The 20,781-nt window shown below is 63.6% G+C and carries 23 protein-coding genes; 10 read left to right on the top strand and 13 right to left on the bottom strand.

Going from position 1 to position 20,781, the window contains the following annotated elements:
* Window positions 1–188: 188 nt before the first annotated feature.
* The gene (locus tag RXV95_RS09615; RefSeq protein ID WP_338465832.1) at window positions 189–1,334 is read left to right on the top strand and encodes an epoxide hydrolase family protein; all 1,146 of its coding nucleotides are present in this window, start codon (window positions 189–191) and stop codon (window positions 1,332–1,334) included.
* A gap of 24 nt (window positions 1,335–1,358) precedes the next feature.
* On the opposite strand, the gene RXV95_RS09610 is transcribed toward RXV95_RS09615, so the two are convergent.
* From RXV95_RS09610 to miaA, 5 genes are all read right to left on the bottom strand, one after another.
* Window positions 1,359–1,721: an I78 family peptidase inhibitor gene (locus RXV95_RS09610; protein ID WP_338465831.1), complete on the bottom strand. Its 363-nt coding sequence runs from the start codon at window positions 1,719–1,721 to the stop codon at window positions 1,359–1,361.
* Between the two features lie 93 nt (window positions 1,722–1,814).
* The gene (gene ilvC, locus RXV95_RS09605) at window positions 1,815–2,834 is read right to left on the bottom strand and encodes a ketol-acid reductoisomerase (RefSeq protein WP_338465830.1); all 1,020 of its coding nucleotides are present in this window, start codon (window positions 2,832–2,834) and stop codon (window positions 1,815–1,817) included.
* Window positions 2,835–2,894: 60 nt separating this feature from the next.
* Window positions 2,895–3,410, bottom strand: a complete 516-nt coding sequence (ilvN, locus tag RXV95_RS09600; protein WP_338465829.1) for an acetolactate synthase small subunit — start codon at window positions 3,408–3,410, stop codon at window positions 2,895–2,897.
* Between the two features lie 16 nt (window positions 3,411–3,426).
* A complete protein-coding gene (gene ilvB, locus RXV95_RS09595) occupies window positions 3,427–5,175 on the bottom strand; it encodes a biosynthetic-type acetolactate synthase large subunit (protein WP_338465828.1) in 1,749 nt (582 codons plus the stop codon).
* Between the two features lie 166 nt (window positions 5,176–5,341).
* Window positions 5,342–6,304 (bottom strand): tRNA (adenosine(37)-N6)-dimethylallyltransferase MiaA, encoded by a 963-nt coding sequence (miaA, locus tag RXV95_RS09590; protein WP_338465827.1) that lies wholly within the window; start codon window positions 6,302–6,304, stop codon window positions 5,342–5,344.
* On the opposite strand from miaA, the gene serB reads away from it, so the two are divergent.
* Complete coding sequence (serB, locus tag RXV95_RS09585; protein ID WP_338465826.1) at window positions 6,297–7,181, top strand: phosphoserine phosphatase SerB; 885 nt, start codon at window positions 6,297–6,299, stop codon at window positions 7,179–7,181. The two genes, miaA and serB, sit on opposite strands and share 8 nt — an antisense overlap.
* Window positions 7,182–7,282: 101 nt before the next feature.
* A complete protein-coding gene (locus tag RXV95_RS09580; RefSeq protein ID WP_338465825.1) occupies window positions 7,283–8,128 on the top strand; it encodes a Coq4 family protein in 846 nt (281 codons plus the stop codon).
* Window positions 8,129–8,146: 18 nt separating this feature from the next.
* Here RXV95_RS09580 and purL read toward each other — a convergent pair whose 3' ends face one another.
* Both purL and RXV95_RS09570 read right to left on the bottom strand, forming a co-directional pair.
* Window positions 8,147–10,420 (bottom strand): phosphoribosylformylglycinamidine synthase subunit PurL, encoded by a 2,274-nt coding sequence (gene purL, locus RXV95_RS09575; protein WP_338465824.1) that lies wholly within the window; start codon window positions 10,418–10,420, stop codon window positions 8,147–8,149.
* Window positions 10,421–10,462: 42 nt separating this feature from the next.
* A complete protein-coding gene (locus tag RXV95_RS09570; protein WP_338465823.1) occupies window positions 10,463–11,131 on the bottom strand; it encodes a hypothetical protein in 669 nt (222 codons plus the stop codon).
* Window positions 11,132–11,264: 133 nt separating this feature from the next.
* Between RXV95_RS09570 and RXV95_RS09565 the strand changes: the two genes are divergently transcribed.
* From RXV95_RS09565 to tgt, 6 genes are all read left to right on the top strand, one after another.
* Window positions 11,265–11,522, top strand: coding sequence for an exodeoxyribonuclease VII small subunit (locus RXV95_RS09565; protein WP_338465822.1), 258 nt, complete (start codon window positions 11,265–11,267; stop codon window positions 11,520–11,522).
* Between the two features lie 2 nt (window positions 11,523–11,524).
* A complete protein-coding gene (locus RXV95_RS09560) occupies window positions 11,525–12,433 on the top strand; it encodes a polyprenyl synthetase family protein (protein ID WP_338468543.1) in 909 nt (302 codons plus the stop codon).
* Window position 12,434: 1 nt separating this feature from the next.
* Window positions 12,435–12,962 (top strand): pantetheine-phosphate adenylyltransferase, encoded by a 528-nt coding sequence (coaD, locus tag RXV95_RS09555; protein ID WP_338465821.1) that lies wholly within the window; start codon window positions 12,435–12,437, stop codon window positions 12,960–12,962.
* A gap of 98 nt (window positions 12,963–13,060) precedes the next feature.
* Window positions 13,061–13,837, top strand: a complete 777-nt coding sequence (locus RXV95_RS09550) for a peptidylprolyl isomerase (RefSeq protein WP_338465820.1) — start codon at window positions 13,061–13,063, stop codon at window positions 13,835–13,837.
* A 27-nt stretch (window positions 13,838–13,864) separates the two neighbouring features.
* Window positions 13,865–14,893, top strand: coding sequence for a tRNA preQ1(34) S-adenosylmethionine ribosyltransferase-isomerase QueA (gene queA / locus RXV95_RS09545; RefSeq protein WP_338465819.1), 1,029 nt, complete (start codon window positions 13,865–13,867; stop codon window positions 14,891–14,893).
* Between the two features lie 151 nt (window positions 14,894–15,044).
* The gene (gene tgt, locus RXV95_RS09540; RefSeq protein WP_338465818.1) at window positions 15,045–16,172 is read left to right on the top strand and encodes a tRNA guanosine(34) transglycosylase Tgt; all 1,128 of its coding nucleotides are present in this window, start codon (window positions 15,045–15,047) and stop codon (window positions 16,170–16,172) included.
* An 88-nt stretch (window positions 16,173–16,260) separates the two neighbouring features.
* Here tgt and rpsD read toward each other — a convergent pair whose 3' ends face one another.
* Window positions 16,261–16,875, bottom strand: a complete 615-nt coding sequence (rpsD, locus tag RXV95_RS09535; protein ID WP_338465817.1) for a 30S ribosomal protein S4 — start codon at window positions 16,873–16,875, stop codon at window positions 16,261–16,263.
* A gap of 233 nt (window positions 16,876–17,108) precedes the next feature.
* Between rpsD and RXV95_RS09530 the strand changes: the two genes are divergently transcribed.
* Window positions 17,109–17,429 carry a chorismate mutase gene (locus RXV95_RS09530; RefSeq protein ID WP_338465816.1) on the top strand — a complete coding sequence of 107 codons (321 nt, stop codon included), beginning with the start codon at window positions 17,109–17,111 and terminating at the stop codon, window positions 17,427–17,429.
* Window positions 17,430–17,437: 8 nt separating this feature from the next.
* Here RXV95_RS09530 and RXV95_RS09525 read toward each other — a convergent pair whose 3' ends face one another.
* From RXV95_RS09525 to rpiB, 5 genes are read right to left on the bottom strand one after another with little or no spacing between them, the layout of a single operon-like run.
* Window positions 17,438–18,157 (bottom strand): RNA methyltransferase, encoded by a 720-nt coding sequence (locus RXV95_RS09525; RefSeq protein WP_338468542.1) that lies wholly within the window; start codon window positions 18,155–18,157, stop codon window positions 17,438–17,440.
* Window positions 18,151–18,612, bottom strand: coding sequence for a transcriptional regulator NrdR (gene nrdR / locus RXV95_RS09520; protein WP_338465815.1), 462 nt, complete (start codon window positions 18,610–18,612; stop codon window positions 18,151–18,153). The genes RXV95_RS09525 and nrdR overlap by 7 nt, the downstream gene beginning before the upstream one ends.
* 3 nt (window positions 18,613–18,615) lie before the next feature.
* Window positions 18,616–18,825, bottom strand: coding sequence for a hypothetical protein (locus RXV95_RS09515; protein WP_338465814.1), 210 nt, complete (start codon window positions 18,823–18,825; stop codon window positions 18,616–18,618).
* A gap of 2 nt (window positions 18,826–18,827) precedes the next feature.
* Entirely contained in the window at window positions 18,828–20,138 is a 1,311-nt protein-coding gene (glyA, locus tag RXV95_RS09510; RefSeq protein ID WP_338465813.1) for a serine hydroxymethyltransferase, read from the bottom strand.
* Window positions 20,135–20,590, bottom strand: a complete 456-nt coding sequence (rpiB, locus tag RXV95_RS09505; RefSeq protein ID WP_338465812.1) for a ribose 5-phosphate isomerase B — start codon at window positions 20,588–20,590, stop codon at window positions 20,135–20,137. The genes glyA and rpiB overlap by 4 nt, the downstream gene beginning before the upstream one ends.
* Window positions 20,591–20,781: the final 191 nt, after the last annotated feature.

The following is a 20,781-nucleotide window of genomic DNA, read 5'->3' as shown; positions in this document are numbered from 1 at the left end:
CACGCCCAAGGGCGGATAAGTCGCAGGGTAAGGTCCAGCCGGATCGTCATGCGGCGAGCCTATGATCAATTCGCGCGCGAATGTCCAGTCCTGCAGGAGCCGAAAGAGGCATCGACGCAAGATCGTTGCGCGGGCATGATGCACGAAAGACCTTTCCGGACAATATTGGAACCGGGCAATTTTGGAGGATGTGCGTGGCCGAAGACGTGAAACCGCTTTGCATCGAAATCCGGCAGAGCCAGCTTGATGACCTGGCAAGACGCATCGACATGGCGCGCTGGCCCGAGAAGGAAACGGTGGGCGACTGGTCGCAGGGCGTGCCGCTGCAGGCGATGCAGGATCTCGTCGGCTATTGGCGCAAGGACTATGAATGGCGCCGGTGCGAGGACTGGCTGAACGAAAGCGGGCAGTCGATCACCCGGATTGACGGGCTGGACATCCATTTCCTGCACGTCCGTTCTCCGGTGGAAAATGCCACCCCTCTTGTCATGACGCATGGATGGCCCGGCTCCGTGGTCGAATTTCGTGATGTGATCGGGCCGCTGACCGATCCCGAAGCACATGGGGGAAGGGCGCAGGACGCGTTTCACCTTGTCATGCCCTCGCTTCCCGGATTCGGCTTTTCCGGCAAGCCCGAAGGCACCGGCTGGGGGGTAGAGCGGATAGCTCGGGCGTGGGGCGTTCTGATGGAGCGGCTTGGCTATACCCGGTGGTTTGCGCAGGGCGGCGACTGGGGCTCGGCGGTGACGACCGCAATCGGCGTCCAGAAGGTGCCGGGCTGTGCGGGCATCCACCTGACCATGCCGATTGCGCGTCCGCAGCCGGAAGATCTTGCCGCGCCCGGTCCTGACGAGCAACGCGCGCTTGCCGCGCTTCAACACTATCAGGAATGGGATTCGGGCTATTCCACGCAGCAGCGCACCCGCCCGCAGACAATCGGTTACAGCCTCGTCGATTCCCCGGTCGGCCTCGCGGCGTGGATTTACGAAAAGATGTGGGCGTGGACGGACAACGCCGGTTCTCCCGAAGAGGCTTTGAGCCGCGACGCCATTCTGGACAACATCATGCTTTACTGGCTGCCCGCGACCGGCGCATCGTCCGCAAGGCTCTATTGGGAGAGCTTCGGGAGCTTTTCCCCGCAAACGGTTCAAATGCCCGTGGCGGTGAGCGCCTTTCCGAAGGAAATCATCCCCGCCGCGCGCAAATGGTGCGAACGGGTCTTTCCCGATCTCGTCCATTGGGGGGACATGGAACAGGGCGGCCACTTCGCCGCCTGGGAGCAACCGGGGGCTTTCACCGCCGAACTGCGCAAGGCTTTTGCCGCCATGCGCTGATCCTTGCGGTGGAGCGCGACGGCGTCAGCCGCAGCGGATGGCGTCTATCCGGTTGTCTTCGCTTACGATGATGTTGAGCCGTCCGGGCAGATAGTCCTGCGTGACAGCCTCGCCCGGACGAATCCAGCGAATGGTCTCTCCGGGAAAAAGCCCGGCGATCTCAGCGCGCAGGGTCGGTTCGTCGCGCCGGTTCATGTATTTCTCGACGCGCGTGGCGCCGCATGGATCGTCAGCGGAAGCGGAGGAAGCGTTCGCGTCCGGCGTTACGGAAGCGGCAGTAACGGTAGAGGCGTCCGGTCCCGGCGCGCCACCATTGCGTTGCCCGCACCCCGCCAACGCGCCAAGCGCAGCTGCAAGCATCACCGCATTGACGAAACTGCGAACCACGAACGGTCTCCGGTATTCCTCCAAATTGGATCAATACCGGAGACTCCGTTATGGTTCCATTACGATCGTCGACGGCTCTTGGCCGCCGGTCGGTCAGTTCTTGGCCTTGTCCACCAGCTTGTTCGCCCCGATCCAGGGCATCATCGCACGAAGCTGGGCACCGGTCTGCTCGATCGGGTGTTCGGCCTGCAGCTTCCGCTTTGCCTTCATCTCGGGATAGCCCATCTTGATGTCGGTCATGAAGCGCTGGACGAACTTGCCCTGCTGGATGTCTGCCAGCACGCGCTTCATTTCGGCCTTGGTCTCGTCCGTGATGATGCGCGGACCGGTGTGGTAATCGCCGTATTCCGCGGTGTTCGAGATCGAATAACGCATGTTGGCGATGCCGCCTTCATACATCAGGTCGACGATCAGCTTCACCTCGTGAAGGCATTCGAAATAGGCCATTTCCGGCGCGTAACCGGCTTCGACCAGCGTTTCGAAGCCCGCCATGATCAGGTGCGACAGGCCGCCGCACAGCACGGCCTGCTCACCGAACAGGTCGGTTTCGCACTCTTCCTTGAAGTTCGTCTCGATGATGCCCGAACGCCCGCCGCCAACGCCGCTGGCATAGGCGAGGGCCACGTCGTGCGCATTGCCGGTTGCGTCCTGCGCCACCGCGATCAGGCAGGGCACGCCGCCGCCGCGCTGATATTCGCTGCGCACGGTGTGGCCGGGGCCTTTCGGCGCGATCATGATCACGTCGATGTCGTCGCGCGGCTCGATCAGGCCGAAGTGGACGTTAAGGCCGTGCGCGAAGGCCAGCGCCGCGCCGGGCTTCATGTTGGCGTGGATGTCAGCCGCATAGATTTCGGCCTGGAACTCGTCGGGCGCCAGGATCATCAGGATGTCGGCCCATGCGGCCGCATCGGCATTCGCCATGACCTTGAAGCCGGCGTCTTCCGCCTTCTTCGCGCTCCCCGAACCGGGGCGGAGGGCGATGGCAACGTCCTTGACGCCGGAATCGCGCAGGTTCTGCGCGTGGGCGTGCCCCTGGCTGCCATAGCCGAGCACGGCAACCTTCTTGTCGGTTACCAGGTTGAGGTCGCAGTCGGCGTCGTAATAGACCTTCATGTTAGTCCCTTGCTCATGTCTTGCGCCGGACCCTGCCGGCATCTTGGAGAGTGGTGTGGTTCAAACCGATTCCGCGCCGCGGATCATGCCCACAACGCCGGTGCGCCCGACCTCGACGAGGCCAAGCTCGCGCATCAGCGATACGAAACGGTCGATCTTGTCCGGCGCGCCGGTCAATTCGAAAACGAAGCTTTCTGTCGTCGTGTCGACAACCTTGGCGCGGAACACGTCGGCCAGGCGCAGCGCCTCGACGCGGGTTTCGCCCTTGCCGGCGACTTTCACCAGCGCCAGCTCACGCTCGACATAAGGGCCGATTTCGGTGAGGTCTGTCACCTTGTGGACCGGCACCAGCCGTTCAAGCTGCGCGTGGATCTGATCGATCACCGAGGGCGGGCCGTGGGTGACGATGGTGATACGGCTGACCGCGTGGTTTTCCGTGATATCGGCAACGGTAAGGCTGTCGATGTTGTAACCGCGCGCGGTGAACATGCCCGCGATCCGTGCGAGAATGCCCGCTTCGTTGTCCACGGTAATCGCCAGCACGTGGCGTTCCGATGCCTGCTCCTTGATCTTCATCACTGTTCGGGTGTCCTCAGACCAGAGCCTTGGCTTCATCGTCGAGCGTTCCGGCAACGCTGTCGCCGTAAAGCATCATTTCGGTATGCGCAGCCCCGCTTGGAATCATCGGGAAGCAATTGGCTTCCTTGGCCACAAGGCAATCCACGATAACCGGACCCGGATGGTCGATCATCGCCTTGATCCCGGCGTCGAGGTCCGCTTCCTGTTCGATGCGAATGCCCTTCCAGCCATAGGCTTCGGCCAGCTTGACGAAATCGGGCAGGCTGTCCGAATAGGAATTGGAATAGCGGCTTTCATAGGTCAGTTCCTGCCACTGGCGGACCATGCCCATGAATTCGTTGTTGAGGATGAACACCTTGACCGGCAACCGGTACTGGCTGGCGGTGCCCAGTTCCTGGATGTTCATCTGGATAGAGGCTTCGCCCGCAACGTCAATCACCAGCGCATCGGGGTTGCCAAGCTGCGCGCCGATGGCTGCCGGCAGGCCATAGCCCATCGTGCCGAGCCCGCCGCTGGTCAGCCACCTGTTCGGCCCCATGAAGTGGAAGTGCTGTGCCGCCCACATCTGGTGCTGGCCCACTTCCGTGGTGATGATCGGATCGCGATCCTTCGTCAGCGCATAGAGGCGTTCGATCGCCAGTTGCGGCATGATCGCGGCTTCGTTTTTCGGATAGGCAAGGCTCTGCCGCGCGCGCCAGCCGTCGATGCGGGCATACCATTCCGTAAGGTCTGCCTTTTCGTATCCGTTGGCCTTCCACGCCGCGATCAACTGGCCAAGCACGGTTGCGCAGTCGCCCACGATGGGCAGGTCGACAGGCACCGTCTTGTTGATCGAGGCGCGGTCTATATCGATGTGGATCTTGCGGCTGTCGGGCGAGAACGCATCAAGCCGGCCGGTCACGCGGTCGTCAAAGCGCGCGCCGATGCACACGACCAGATCGGCGCGGTTCATCGTCAGGTTCGCTTCGTATGTGCCGTGCATTCCCAGCATCCCCAGCCATGCGGGATGATCGGCGGGGAAGGCGCCAAGGCCCATCAGCGTGGACGTGACCGGTGCGCCGGTAAGCGCCTGCAATTCGCGCAGGAGCCGTGTCGCTTCGGGGCCGGAGTTGATCACGCCGCCGCCGGTATAGAACACGGGCGCCTGCGCCGCGGAGATCATGGCGACCGCGTCCGCGATTTCGGCCGGCGCGCCTTCGGTTTGCGGCGCGAAGCGGGTGCGCTTTTCAAGCGCGTCCAGATCCAGCAATGCGGTCGCGACCTGCACGTCCTTGGGAATATCGACCAGAACGGGGCCGGGCCGGCCCTCTGTCGCGATACGGAACGCCTCGTCGATCGTGGCGGCAAGGTCTTCCGGGTTTTTCACCAGGTAATTGTGCTTGGTGCAGTGCCGCGTAATGCCGATCGTATCGGCTTCCTGGAATGCGTCGGTGCCGATCAGGCCGGTTGCCACCTGGCCGGTGATCACCACCATCGGGATCGAATCCATGAAGGCGTCCGCGATCCCGGTCACCGCGTTGGTCGCGCCGGGGCCGGACGTGACCAGCACCACGCCGGGCTTGCCGGTCGAACGGGCATATCCTTCGGCGGCGTGGGCCGCGCCGGCCTCGTGCCGGACCAGGATATGGCGGATGCGCTTGTCGTCGAACAACGCGTCATAGATCGGCAGGACCGCGCCACCGGGATAGCCGAAGACGAATTCGACTCCCTTGGCACACAGGGTCTCGACCAGGATCTCGGCGCCGCTGCGCTCGCTTTTCACGTCAAATCTTCCTTCTTGTGCTCACCGCCCCATGCGCCTGTGCCCGCGCGGAAACAATAGGCCCGGCGCAGGGCTGGCTGCGCCGGGCCGTTCTCTCCCTTCCGGGCATCCGGCAAGCCGGACGGTTGGGTGGGCTGCTAATGAACGAAAAGTATCCTGTCAACCTCTATAATTGAAATAATGAAACAATTTGATCGTCAGAAATGACATTTTCCGATGCGGCTCGTGGCCATTCGTGCGGAAGCTGGTGCCTGAGCCAGGTATATTGCCGCTTCGCATAGTTTCGCGTGGCTTGCTGCCCGGCGGCGACAGCGTCTTCGCGCGACAATTCTCCGGCCAGCATCGCGGCGATCTCTCGCACCCCGATCGCGCGCGTCACCGGAAGCGCCGGATCGAGCTGGCGGGCAAGCAGGGTTTCCGCTTCCTCGACCGCCCCGTCCTCGAACATCGCGGAAAAGCGCCTGTCGCACCTTTCATAGAGCCATGCACGATCGGGCAGCAAAACAAGCGGCAGCAAAGTGACCATGCCGCCGATCCCGCCTTCGCGCCGTTCCTGCCAGAAGGACAGCGGATGTCCGGTTGACCGGACAACCTCCAGCGCGCGCGTGATGCGCGAAGCGTCATTGGGGGCAAGCCTGCCGGCCCGTTCGGCATCTTCCGCCTGCAGGGCGGCATAGGCATCGGCGACCGGCATGGCCCGCACCCGATCGCGTATCGCCGGATCGATCTCCGGCACGGGCGCGATCCCTTCAAGCAGCGTGCGGATATATAGGCCGGTGCCACCCACCAGAATGGGCAGCACGCCCGCGGCATGGGCGTCCGTAATCTCCTGCCGGGCCGCGTTGGCCCAATCCGCCGCAGAACAGGCGACCGCTCCGTTCCAGGTTCCGAAAAGCCGGTGCGGTACCCCGCGCATGTCCTCTTGCGTCGGGCGCGCACTCAATACCGCAAGATCGGCATAGACCTGCGCGCTGTCGGCGTTGATGACGATGGCTTGTTGCCCGCGCTCCGCCGCAAGAAGGGCAAGGCGCACCGCAAGATCGGACTTGCCGCTGGCGGTCGGCCCTGCGATGAGCGCCAGCCTTGGCCGCGCGGCGGCTGCATTTGAAAAGGACGCGTTCGTGCTCATTGCCCGGCTGATAGCAGACCCGGCCACGCTTGAAGACAATCTTGCGACGGCCGCTTCCCGCCTGTCCCAAAAGGGCTGGAACATCGCTGGCGCGGGGATGCTGGAATTCTGCTCGCACGTTCTCCAGATCGAACTGGCGGACGGCGATCCGGCTGGCGTGCGCGCGATCCTGGACGAATGCTTCGCCCCCAGCGACCTGTTGCTGAGCAACCGGCCGATCGAAGTGCCGCGTCTGTTCGTGTCGGATATGGATTCGACGATGATCTCCGCCGAATGCATTGACGAACTGGCCGATTTCGCCGGGATCAAGCCGCAGATCGCGGCAATCACCGAACGCGCCATGCAGGGCGAACTCGATTTCGAAAGCGCGCTGCGCGAACGCGTGATGCTGCTGCACGACCTGGACGAATCGGCGATCCAGCAATGCCTTGCCGAACGGATTGAGCCGATGCCCGGCGCGCGCACGCTGGTGTCCACGTTGAAGGCGCGCGGCTGCCTTACCGTGCTGGTAACAGGCGGCTTTCACCAGTTCGCCGATCCGGTGGCCGAACAGCTCGGCTTCGAACGCGTGGTGGGCAATCGCCTGGGGGTGCAGGACGGCAAGCTGACCGGCGGCCTTGTCGGGGGGATTACCGACAGTTCTGTAAAGAAGCGCGTTCTGCTGGAAGAGGCCGCGCGACTGGGAGAAGGGGCGGTCAGCCTTGCCACGGGCGACGGCGCGAACGACATTCCCATGCTTCAGGAAGCGACCTACGGGCTTGCCTATCGCGCCAAGCCAAAGGCGCGGGCCGCCGCCGACGGATGGATCGATCGCGGCGACCTGACATCCGTCCTCTCGCTGCTCGGCATCCAGCAGTCGGAATGGGTGACGGGTTGACCGGCGAGACACATTGCATTTCGGTTTGAAACCTTATATTGACATATATGTAAGTACTGGAGGCAAATCCGATCCTCCGAACCGATGCAAGGCTCGCCGCGATGACCGATGCCAGTGTTATGAATTCCGCGACAAGAGGCGCCATCTGCGCCAGTGACGGTACGCCGCTGCGCGATCCATCGCGGCCGCAACCCAAGTACGAGCCGCTGAAGGCGTGGCATCATTTCCGTATCCTTTTGAAGGACAAGGAAAATACGGCGGAAGTTTTCAAGATATTCGAAGCGCTGCCATCAAAGACCTTTATCCCCCGCGTGCGTGACCTCGCGTTGAGCGATCAGGGCGAGCATCTGCGCGCGACCGAGGCGGATCTTCCCTCCATCCTTGACGATCACGCGGCCTTGCGCCGTTTGCCTGCGGGATCGGTGGCGCACGCCTATTGCGATTTCATGGAGCGGGAAGGGCTGAGCGCGGCCGGCCTTGTCGAGGAATCGGAAAAGGCGGACCGGCCGACCTATCCCGACCTGATCCAGTGGTATGGGCATCGCCTGCGCGACACGCATGACCTTATGCACGTGCTGACCGGCTATGGCCGCGATGCGCTGGGCGAACAGTGCGTGCTTCTCTTCACGCACGGACAGAACCCCAGCCACGGACACCTCTTGCTGGGATACGCGGGCGCCGCGCATATGAAACGCCTGCGCAAGACCAGCGCGCCGGTGTGGAGAGCGGTTCGCCAGGCGCACAAGACCGGCGTCGCCTGCCCCTCGCTGGTGGGTATGTCGATCCGCGACCTTCTGGCCATGGACCTGGCCGAAGCGCGGCAAATGCTGAACATTCCCGATCCCGACTGGTACCGGGAATGCCATCGCGTTTGGCGACAGGAAGGTATCGACCCCTACGATATGCTCGCGCCGGCCAGCGCGCAGGAAGACCTCGCCGCCGCCTGACCGGCAGCGGCGTTTCGCCTATCCCTCCATCCAGTCGCGGAAGAAGCTTTCGTTCGCTTCGCGCAGGTCGGACAGGCTGACCTCCGGGTAGTTGGCTTCGGTGCCCACGCTCAACACGATGGAATCGCCGCCGGTCCATCCCACGAAGCAGCAGCCGATATCCCGCTCGCGCGCCATTTTCTCGACAACGTGCGAATCGAACGGCTCGGTGACGAGGTAGCGCCCCTGGTTCTCTGCGAAGAGCGACCATGCGTGGCGGATCTTTTCCGCATCCACCAGGTCTTCGAACGAAGGCAGTTCCAGCCTCGCGCCGATATTCGCGGCAAGCGCCATTTCCGCAACTGCGACAAGGATTCCGCCGTCCGATACGTCATGCGCGGCGGTCACGATTTCCCCGGCGATCAGTTCGCGCACGAATTCGCCATGCCGCCGCTCCGCCTTCAGATCGACTTTCGGGGGCTGGCCGCCGCGAATTCCGTGGCAAACGTCAAGCCACAAGGACTGGCCCAGTTCGGGGACAACGCGCGGGTCCGCGCCAACCAGCAGGATTTTCTGCGCGCCGTCCTTGAAGGCGATGGTCGCCATCTTGTCCATGTCGTCCAGCACGCCGACGCCGCCGATCGCGGGCGTGGGCAGGATCGCACTGCCGCCGCCGGTGGCCTTGCTTTCGTTATAGAGGCTGACGTTGCCGGAAACGATCGGGTAATCGAGCGCTCGGCACGCATCGCCCATACCTTCAAGGCAGCCGGTGATCTGGGCCATGATTTCCGGCCGCTGCGGATTGGCGAAGTTCAGGCAGTTGGTGATCGCCAGCGGCTTTGCGCCGACCGCGCAGATGTTGCGCCAGGTTTCGGCAACGGCCTGCTTCCCGCCTTCGTAGGGGTCGGCATAGCAATAGCGCGGTGTGCAATCCGTGCTCATCGCCAGCGCCTTTTTCGTGCCGTGGACGCGAACCACCGCCGCATCGCCACCGGGCTTCGAAAGCGTATCGGCACCGACCTGCGAATCGTATTGCTCCCAGATCCAGCGTCGTGAGGCGAGGGCGGGGGAGGCCATCATCTTCAGCAGGTCCGCGCGGATGTCGGGCTTTTCGGGCACGTTTTTGAGAGCGGGAACCTTTGCCCAGCTCTTGTAATCCGCGCGGCTCAACGCCGGGCGATCGTAAAGCGGGGCATCGGCGGCAAGCGGGCCAAGCGGAATGTCGCAAACCACCTCGCCATCGAATTCCAGCACCATGTGCTGCGTATCGGTGACTTCGCCGATGATCGCGAAATCCAGTTCCCACTTGCGGAAAATCGCCTCTGCCATGGCTTCCTTGCCCGGCTTCAGCACCATGAGCATCCGCTCCTGGCTTTCGCTGAGCATCATTTCGTAGGGTGTCATCCCCTCTTCGCGGCAGGGCACCTTGTTCATGTCTAGCCGGATGCCGGCCTTGCCGTTGGTGGCCATTTCCACGCTGGACGAGGTGAGGCCGGCCGCACCCATGTCCTGGATCGCAACGATCGCGTCGGTCGCCATCAGTTCAAGGCAGGCTTCGATCAGCAGTTTTTCGGTGAAGGGGTCGCCCACCTGAACGGTCGGTCGCTTTTCCTCGGCATCCTCGCCAAAGTCGGCGCTGGCCATCGTCGCGCCGTGGATGCCGTCGCGCCCGGTCTTTGAACCGACATAGACGATCGGGTTTCCGACGCCCGTCGCCGCCGAATAGAATATCTTGTCCGCATCGGCGACGCCCACCGTCATCGCGTTGACAAGGATGTTGCCGTCGTAAGCCGGATCGAAATTCGTTTCGCCGCCCACCGTCGGCACGCCCACGCAGTTGCCGTATCCCCCGATTCCCGCGACCACGCCCTGCACCAGGTGCTTCATCTTGGGATGATCGGGCCGTCCGAAGCGGAGCGCGTTCATGTTGGCGACGGGACGCGCGCCCATCGTGAACACGTCGCGCAGGATGCCGCCCACACCCGTCGCCGCGCCCTGATAGGGTTCGATATAGCTGGGGTGGTTGTGGCTCTCCATCTTGAAGATGGCCGCCAGCTTCCGGCCGTCAGGCCCATCGCCGATGTCGATGACGCCCGCGTTCTCGCCAGGGCCGCAGATTACCCACGGCGCCTCTGTCGGCAGCTTCTTCAGGTGGATTCGGCTCGATTTGTAGGAACAATGCTCGGACCACATGACCGAAAAAATGCCCAGTTCTACAAGGTTCGGCTCACGGCCAAGGGCGTGAAGGACGTGCCCGTATTCTTCTTCGGACAGGCCATGCGCGGCGACGACTTCCGGGTTGATATCGCTCATGCCCGCGCCTTTAGCCGCGTGTCGCGCGCGCGGCTAGGCCGTTTATGCGTTTACGCGGCCGTCCTGTCGCGCGCGCGCCGGGGCGCTTTTCCCCACCCACCACGCGGTGAGCGTGGCAAGGCCATAGGCAAAGAACGCCAGATAGCTAGTCCCCGGCCTCACCTCGCTTGCCGCGCCGCCGAACCAGTTGACCGCCTGGAGAAGCAGGAGCACCGCCGCCAGCACAAGCACGCGCAAGGTGGATGGCTTCATCGTGCGCCAGTAGAACCACAGCGCCAGCAACGTGATCCCCACTTCCAGCGGCATTTCTACGGCCGGATGGTTCCACAGGCCGAACCCGAACTTGGGCGGAGATCCGGCGATGGTCAGGTCGCGGGTGTGCACAAGCAGGTCCAGCAACCAGTGCGAGAAGACGACCGCACCGGCGATGACGGCCGCAACGCTGTCTTTCATGACGGCCCAGACGAGTCCCGCGAACAGCACTGACCAGAAAAGGCTGCCCAGCAGGCTGTGGGTATAGGGCATGTCATAAAGGTCCATCGGGTTCATCGCGGTGATGCCGGGCGAGAACCGCATATGCTCTATGCCAAGCAGCAGGAACGCGAAAAACAGCCAGTCGACAAGCTGGGCGGCGATGAACAGTGTGCCCAGTTTCGGGGCGCGGCGGCTCGTTGCGGCGGCGAGGGCAGGGGCCCAGTGTCCGATGAACATCGTCGTTCAGCCCGCGATGCGATCTGCGTGGCCCGGCCGGGCCGCGAAAGAAACGACAATCGGATGCATTTGCCCCTCTCCCCTTATGCTCCCTGCTTGACCCTTGGCGTCCGCGCCGTCAATGCTCGCACTCATGGAGACCCAGCCTGATATCGATGCGCTCTCGTTCGAGGATGCGCTGAGGGAGCTAGAGGATGTCGTTCGCAAGCTGGAAAGCGGGGACGTGCCGCTCGACCAGTCGATCGGCCTGTACGAACGCGGAGACGCGCTTCGCCAGCATTGCCAGAAGCGGCTCGATTCCGCGCAGGCGAGGATAGAAGCGATCGTTGCGGACCGGGACGGAAACGCAAGTGGAACGCGCCCGTTCGACGAGAGCCCGGCAGGCGCTTGAGCGTGGCCGAAACCGCGCCTTCGGACGCTTTGCTGAAACCCGCGCTCGAAACGATCGCGCGTGAGATCGACGCGAGCTTCGATGCATTGCTGCCCTTGCCCGACGATCCGCGGCGCAAGCTGGTGGAAGGGATGCGCTATGCAGCGATCGGAGGCGGAAAGCGCGTTCGCCCGCTCTTGCTGACGGCAACGGCCGCGCTTTACGGCGTCGATCGCGATGCTGCTGTCCGTGCCGCCACCGCGCTTGAGGCGATCCACTGCTATTCGCTGGTGCATGACGATCTCCCTTGCATGGACGACGATGCCCTGCGCCACGGCAAGCCGACCACGCACATCGCCTTCGACGAAGCAACCGCCGTGCTTACCGGCGACGCGCTTCATGCCTTCGCCTTCGAAGTGCTGGCGGACCCGGCGACAACCGGCGATCCGTTCGTGCGCGTGGAACTTGTCCGCACACTTGCCGGTGCATCGGGCGCGGGCGGCATGGCCGGCGGGCAGATGATGGATATCGTCGCGGAAACCGCCAGCTTCGATTTGCCAACCGTCACCCGGCTGCAACAACTCAAGACCGGGGCGCTGCTTGGCGCGGCGGTCGAAATGGGGGCCATCCTGGGCCATCTGCCGCCGGAAGGGCGGACCCACCTTCGCGGTTATGCCCGCGATATCGGCCTTGCCTTCCAGATCGTGGATGACCTTCTCGATGCAGAGGGGGACGAGGAACTGGCCGGCAAGGCCCTTCGCAAGGACGAAGCGCAGGGGAAAGAGACGTTCCTGACGCTCCTTGGCCTCGACCGCGCGCGAGAGCAGGCGCACATGCTGGTCGACCAGGCCATTGCCCATCTCGCATCCTACGGCCCGAAGGCCGACCTGCTGCGCGCACTGGCGCGCTTTATCGTTGAAAGGGATCGCTGACATGCCAGATCACAATGGTCGGGAACGTATCGGAGTCTATCCCGGGACGTTCGACCCGATCACGCTTGGGCATATCGACATCATCCGGCGTGGCGCAAAGCTGGTGGATCGGCTGATCATCGGCGTAACCACCAATCCTTCGAAAAATCCGATGTTTACGCCGGACGAGCGGATTGCGATGGTCAAGCGGGAGATCGCCAGCCAGGGGATCGACAATGTCGACGTCATCGGATTCAACGCGCTTTTGATGAACTTCGCCGAGCGCGAGGGCGCGACCGTTATCGTGCGCGGCCTGCGCGCCGTTGCCGACTTCGAGTACGAATACCAGATGGCCGGAATGAACCAGCAGTTGAACGACCGGATCGAAACGGTCTTCCTGATGGCGGATGTCAGCCTGCAACCCATCGCATCCAAGCTGGTAAAGGAAATCGCCATGTTCGGCGGGGAGATCGAAGACTTCGTGACGCCCACCGTGCGCGAAGATGTGATTTCACGGGTGGATAGGATCGGCCGCCTGGGCGATTACTGACTATCCCGGCGGCGGGCCCTGGCCGCTACAATCGTTCATTGCAAGGACAGCGTGACCGCCCTATCCGCGCCTGCGACATGAAAAATGGAAAGTCCCCGATGCTGACGCGTTTCCTTGCTGCAATCGGCCCTGCCGTTCTTGCATTTGCCGCCTTCACCGCAACGCCGGCGATGGCGCAGGACAGCGCGCCAGCGGCCGCGCAACCCGCTGCCAGCCCGGCCGCCAGCCCCCCTGCCAGTGATGCCGCAGCCCCGGCCGCGGCTGCACCGGCAGAGGCGCCGCGTCCCACGGCTGCAACGACCGATTTCTGGCACGTCGACTTCAACATGAAGGACGATCCCGAAAACATCCTTCTGCTCGATCTGTCCGACGGTGGGCGCGTCGCGATCAGGCTTGAACCCAAGTGGGCGCCCAGGACGGTGGAGCGAATCAAGACGCTGACCCGTCAGGGCTTTTATGACGGCATAATATTCCACCGCGTGATCGACGGGTTCATGGCACAGACCGGCGACCCCACCGGCACGGGGCAGGGCGGTTCGAAACTTCCCGATCTTCAGGCGGAATTCAACGGAGCGCCGCACTTGCGCGGCTCGGTTTCGATGGCGCGTACCGATGATCCGAATTCGGCGAATAGCCAGTTCTTCATCATGTTCTATCCGCGCTTCGGGCTGGACCACAAATACACCAACTTCGGGCGCGTGATCTCGGGCATGCAATATGTCGATGCCATTGCGCGGGGCGAACCGCCGGCCAACCCGACGCGCATCCTGCAGGCGTCGATCGCCAGCGACCACAAGGCGCCGCCTGCGCCGAAGGCAGCGGCGCCGGAAGAGACGGTTACCCCCGACATGCTCGACAAGCCGCTCTCGAACTGAGCGGATTGTTGCGCTATCGGCGCGCCCATGCGCGTTGACCTTTTCGATTTCGACCTTCCTGCCGAGCGGATTGCCCTGCGGCCCGCCCGCCCGCGCGATTGCGCGCGCATGCTGGTGGCCGAAGGGAGCGCGCCGTTCGCCGACCGGACGGTTCGTGACCTGCCCGATGTGCTTCGGCCGGGCGATATCCTGGTGTTCAACGACACCCGCGTTATCCCGGCGCAACTGGAAGGCCGACGCGGCGAGGCGCGGATAGGGGCAACGCTGCACAAGCGTGTCGACTTGCGTCGCTGGCAGGCATTCGTCCGCAATGCGAAGCGCCTGCGCGAAGGGGACCGCGTGGAATTTCCGCAAGGCGTATCCGCCATCGCGGAAAATCGGCTTGCGGACGGAAGCTGGATGTTCGCGTTCGAAGGCGAAGAGCCGGTCGAAGTCCTGCTGGAACGGGCGGGGCAGATGCCGCTTCCGCCCTATATCGCGGGCAAGCGCGGCACGGACGAGGCCGACCGCAGCGATTACCAGACGATGTTCGCGCAAAAGGAAGGCGCCGTGGCCGCCCCCACGGCCGCGCTCCATTTCACGCCGCGCCTGATGCAGGCGCTGGAAAATGCCGGGATCGGGCACGAAACGCTTACCCTGCATGTCGGTGCGGGCACGTTCCTGCCCGTAAAGGCAGATGACACCACGGACCATGCCATGCATGCGGAATGGGGGCGGATTGACGCTGACGTCGCCGCGCGGCTCAACGCGGCGCGCTCTGCCGGAAATCGCGTGATCGCTGTGGGCACAACCAGCCTGCGCGTGCTGGAAAGCGCGGCAGGCGAAGACAAGGTGATCCGCCCGTTTGAAGGCGATACGTCGATCTTCATCACGCCGGGCTATACCTTCCGCGCGATCGACGGCTTGATGACCAACTTCCACTTGCCGCGATCCACGCTGTTCATGCTGGTCAGCGCGCTGATGGGGCTGGAGCGGATGCAGGCCGCCTATGCGCACGCAATCGTCAATGCCTACCGCTTCTACAGCTATGGTGACGCCAGCCTGCTGCTGCCGTGAAAGGCGCCGCAGAACAACCGGACCATGCGTTCCGGACAGAGTCGATTGCGGACCGGCTCCGGCCATACTGGCGCCGGTCCATTTGCAAGGCATATTCGGTATCGGCTGATCTCGACGAATGGCCAGGCTGCGGCTAGGGGCGGGCGGACGTATGACCACCCGTTTCTCGTTCTCGATCCACGCGACGTCCGGCAAGGCGCGCACCGGCACCATTTCGATGATGCGCGGCGATATCCGCACGCCGGCTTTCATGCCGGTGGGCACAGCCGCCACGGTCAAGGCCATGAAGGTAGAGGATGTGCGCGCATCGGGCGCGGACATCATCCTTGGCAATACCTATCACCTGATGCTGCGTCCCGGCGCGGAACGCATCGCGCGGCTTGGCGGTCTGCACAGGTTCATGGGTTGGGACCGGCCGATCCTGACGGACAGCGGCGGATACCAGGTGATGAGCCTGGCGGACTTGCGCAAGATCACCGAGGACGGCGTGACCTTCGCCAGCCATCTTGACGGGTCGCGGCATATGCTGAGCCCCGAACGATCGATGGAGATCCAGCGATTGCTCGGTTCGGATATCGTCATGGCCTTTGACGAATGCCCGCGCGCAGACCGCCCGCGCGACGAGATCGCGCGGTCGATGGAAATGTCCATGCGATGGGCGAAACGAAGCCGCGACGCATTCGACGCGGGCGGAGAGCACGCGGCGCGCGCCGCCCTATTCGGTATCCAGCAGGGTGCGCTGGACGAGCAATTGCGCGGAGAAAGCGCCGTCAAGCTCGCGGAGGTCGGGTTTGACGGGTATGCGATCGGCGGGCTTGCCGTGGGAGAGGGGCAGGAAGCGATGTTCGCAACGCTGGACTTCGCGCCCGGCCAGTTGCCCGCCGACCGTCCGCGATACCTGATGGGCGTTGGCAAGCCCGATGATCTTGTCGGCGCGGTGGAACGCGGCGTGGACATGTTCGATTGCGTTCTTCCGACACGCTCGGGCCGGACCGCGCAGGCGTTTACGTGGAACGGCACGCTGAACATGCGCAACGCAAAACACGCCGAAAATCTGGACCCGATTGACGATCGCTGCGCCTGCCCCACCTGCGCCAGATATTCGCGCGCCTATATCCACCACCTGCACAAGTCGGGCGAGATCCTGGGCGCCATGTTGCTGACCGAGCACAACCTGTGGTTCTATCAGCAACTGATGCAGGCGATGCGCGATGCGATTGCGGACGACCGCTTTGCCGCCTTCGCAAGCGATTTCCGGCGCGATTACCAACGCCGGTAGCGCCGCCCTGACGCTTCCATGACGACCGGCCAAAGAAAAAGGCGGGGCAAACACCCCGCCTTTTGCAATTTCGTTCCGGTCGAACCGATCAGCGCGAATAGAATTCGACGACCAGGTTCGGTTCCATTTTCACCGGATAGGGCACTTCGTCCAGCGTCGGGACGCGCACGAAGGTGACCTTGTCGGTACCGTCGGTCGCCACGTATTCCGGAATCTCGCGCTCCGCCAGCGACTGCGCTTCGATAACCAGCGCCATTTCCTTGGCCTTGTTGCCCAGGCTGACGATGTCACCCGGACGCACGCGGCGGCTGGCGATGTTGCACTTCACGCCGTTCACGCGGATGTGGCCGTGCGAAACGATCTGGCGGGCAGCGAAGATCGTCGGCGCGAACTTGGCGCGATACACAACCATGTCCAGGCGCTGTTCGAGCAGGCCGATCAGGTTCTGGCCCGTATCGCCCTTCATCTTCGACGCTTCCTGGTAGGTGCGCTTGAACTGCTTTTCCGTCACGTCGCCGTAATAGCCCTTGAGCTTCTGCTTGGCGCGCAGCTGGATGCCGAAGTCCGAAAGCTTGCTCTTGCGGCGCTGGCCGTGCTGGCCGGGGCCATAGCTGCGGTTGTTGACCGAGCTTTTCGGGCGGCCCCAGATGTTTTCGCCCAGACGGCGGTCAATCTTGTACTTCGATGCCTTGCGCTTCGACATGGCGCATGCCTCCAATTTGCTGGCCGGGCGACGATTCGCCCCGCTTGAACCCGGCATCGCACCGTCCGGACCGTTTCCGGACGCGGCCACCGCTTCACCGGGGTGCGGGGCCAATCGAACGTTGTCCGCCGCAATGGCGGGTTCGAAGTGAAGGCGCGCAACTAGCGCCATTGCCGGATTTGTCAAGCGCAGGGGGCATAGCAAGGCGCAAACAATCGCGATAAACTGGCCCGATGAGCATGGGGGCGCCCGAGCCGGAGGACTGCCAGAGCCTTGCCGATGTGACGGCGGGCGTAGAGCAGATCGACCGCGAAATCATCGCGCAATTGTCGCGGCGGTTCGCCTATATGCGGGCCGCTGCACGCTTCAAGCAGGATCACAGCGCCATCGCGGATGAGGCGCCCCACCGCGCCCACGTGATGTCCGCCCGGCGCGCGGCATTCGAACAGGGGGTGCCCGTCGGTCTGGTCGGCGATTTCTGGGACAGGCTGGTGGACGCATCGATGGCGTATGAACGCCAGGCCTGGGAACGGCTGCGCTCGTCCGGGGAATAGGCGGAGGTCTATTCCTTCGGTCCGCGCGCCATGGCGGACAGCACACCGCGCAGGGTGCGGATTTCAAGATGGTTCCAGGCCGGCTTGGTCAGCATCGTGCGCAAGGTGCGACGAGTGGATGCGGCACGGCTTTCCGGAAGAAAATAGCCTTTTGGTTCCAGCAGCTTGCAAAGCTGTTCGAACATCCCTTCAAACTCGTCCTGCGGGGCAGGGGGAAGAAGGTCTTCCACCGTCGGCTGCGCAAGCGCGGCATGTTTTGACCATTCATAGGCACAGAGGATCACCGCCTGGGCCAGGTTCAACGATCCGAATTCGGGATTGATCGGCACCGTCACAATCGTTCTTGCAAGCGCGACGTCGTCCGTTTCGAGCCCCGACCGCTCAGGCCCGAACAGGAATGCGCTTCGCCCGGGTTGGGTGGAGATCGCGCGCGCCGCTTCCTCCGGCGTCTGGACCGGCTTCGTAACGCCGCGTTTGCGCACGGTGGTGGCATAGACGTGGGCACAATCCGCAACCGCATCGGCCACGCTTTCGAACACCCGCGCGTTTTCCAGCACGATATCCGCACCCGATGCGGCGGGACCGGCCGATGGATTAGGCCATCCGTCACGCGGCGTGACCAGCCGCATTTCGGTCAGCCCGAAATTGAGCATGGCCCGGGCCGCCTTGCCGATATTCTCGCCAAGCTGCGGCCGCACCAGCACGATGACCGGCGCCGGGTTCAAGATCCGCCGACCTCGCGAACGGAGCTTGCAAATTCCTCGAAATCGCGCGCTTCGGTGAAGTCGCGATAGACGCTGGCGAAACGGATATAGGCCACGCTGTCGAGCTGGCGCAGCCCCTCCATCACCATTTCACCGATCGCCTGGGCGCGGACCTCGCCTTCGCCCATCGTCTCGATCTGACGCTGGATGCCCGAAATCAGCTGGTCGAGCCGTTCCTGCGCGATTCCGCGCTTGCGGCAGGCCAGCGTTACGCTGTTCTCGATCTTGGCGCGGTTGAAAGGTTCGCGCTTTTCGCCGCTTTTCAGAACCATCACTTCGCGCAACTGCACGCGTTCGAACGTGGTAAAGCGCGCGCCGCAGCTTTCGCATTGCCGCCGCCGCCGGATGGCCGCGTTGTCTTCGCTGGGCCGGCTATCCTTTACCTGGCTGTTTTCATGGGCGCAGAACGGGCAACGCATCGTTTATCGCTTGATCCTCTGCCAGAACGCGAACCCCGCGCCGGCAACCATGCCGAGCGGCACCGAAACCACCGGGAGCAGGGCGCCCGCAACGGCACCCACCGCGGTTCCGATCAGCACAGGCCTGGTGCTGGGGTGCCCCATGCCTTCCTTTGCCATCGCCTTGGCTTCATCCATGGCGCGGGCGGCAAGATCGGGTTCGCGGTCGTTCATATTCACATCTCCGGATAGATCGGGAAGCGGTCACAAAGGTCCGCCACCCGGTCTCGCACGCGCTGTTCGACCTGGCCATCGCCTTCGTCGCCGTTTCTCGACATTCCGTCGACTACTTCGGCGATCAGCTCACCGATGGTGCGGAATTCGGCCGTGCCGAATCCGCGCGTCGTGCCTGCGGGCGTGCCGAGACGGATGCCGGAGGTAACGAATGGTGAGCGCGTATCGAACGGGATGCCGTTCTTGTTGCAGGTCAGCCAGGCGCGATCGAGGCCCTTTTCGGCCGCCTTGCCGGTCACGTCCTTCGCCGTAAGGTCAACCAGCATGAGGTGGTTGTCCGTACCGCCCGAAACGATGGCCAGCCCCTGTTCCTGAAGGCTGGAGGCAAGCGCCCGCGCGTTATCGACGATCTGCTGGGCATAGGCCTTGAATTCGGGCTTCAGCGCTTCGCCGAACGCCACCGCCTTGGCTGCGATTACATGAACCAGAGGGCCGCCCTGCATCCCCGGGAAAACCGCACTGTTGAGCTTCTTGGCCAGCGCCTCGTCATCGGTAAGGATCACGCCCGAACGCGGCCCGCGCAGGCTCTTGTGCGTGGTGGTGGTCACCACATGCGCGTGGGGGAAGGGCGAAGGATGCGCGCCGCCCGCCACAAGGCCCGAAAAGTGTGACATATCGACCAGCAGCCACGCGCCGACCTCGTCCGCGATCTCGCGGAAGCGCGGGAAGTCCCAGATGCGCGAATAGGCGGTGCCGCCGGCGATGATCAGCTTCGGCTTGTGTTCGCGGGCAAGGCGGGCAACATCGTCCATGTCGATCAGGTGGTCGTCAGGGCGCACGCCATAGGGCACGGGATTGAACCACTTGCCGCTCATGTTCACGGGCGATCCGTGCGTCAGGTGTCCGCCAGAGTTCAGGTCCAGCCCCATGAAGGTGTCGCCCGGTTCAAGCAGGGCAAGGAACACCGCCTGGTTCATCTGGCTGCCCGAATTGGGCTGGACGTTGGCGAAATTGCAGCCGAACAGCTTCTTCGCGCGCTCGATCGCCAGCGTCTCTACCACGTCGGCATATTCGCAGCCGCCGTAATAGCGCTTGCCCGGATAGCCTTCGGCATACTTGTTGGTGAAAACCGAACCGGTCGCTTCCAGCACCGCAAGGCTGGTGATGTTCTCGCTGGCGATCAGCTCTATCTTGGTCTGCTGGCGCTTCAGCTCGCCCCGGATCGCCGCGTGCACCTCTGGATCGACGTCCGCCAGGTGAGACGTGAAGAATCCCGAGGAACGGACCTTTTGTGAGGCTGCGGCGGTGCTCATCGGGCGGTCTCCTGCGAGATTGCGGGGTGGGAAAGCTTTTCAACGCGGCCGGCATGGCGTCCGCCGCCGAATTCAGTGCTCAGGAACGCATCGAGACACGCCTTGGCCATATCCAGCCCGATCAGCCGCGCGCCCATGGCGATGCAGTTGGCATCGTTGTGCTCACGCGCGAGCGACGCGGAAAGCGGTTCGGAAACCAGCGCGCAGCGCAAGGCGGGATCGCGGTTGACCGCCATGGAGATGCCGATGCCGGAACCGCACAGGGCAACGCCGAATTGCGCGGTGCCATCTGCGACGACCGAGGCGAGCTTGTATCCGAAATCGGGATAGTCCACCCGGTCGGCGGTTTCCGGCCCAAGGTCGGCGACCTCGTGCCCCAGTTCGATAAGGTATTCGCGCAGTTCGGCCTTGAGGTCGAACGCGGCGTGGTCGGATGCAATGGCAATGCGCATGAGCGTGGGCCTGTCCTGCACGGGGAATCGTTGGGCACCCCTTAGTCGCGACTTCGTCATATGGCGAGTCTTGGGCAGGCCTACCCTGCCACTTTCGACCGCATTGCGGTTGCCCGCCCTGTGGACGGGCCGGCATTGCTCTCGCCAAACGCGCGCCTTGGCCCTACGCGGGGGGTGCAGCGAGGGGCGAG

The organism is Novosphingobium sp. ZN18A2 (assembly GCF_036784765.1).
GTDB lineage: Bacteria > Pseudomonadota > Alphaproteobacteria > Sphingomonadales > Sphingomonadaceae > Novosphingobium.
Note: the sequence above shows the minus strand (reverse complement) of the source record. Positions and strands in the feature narration are given on the sequence as shown.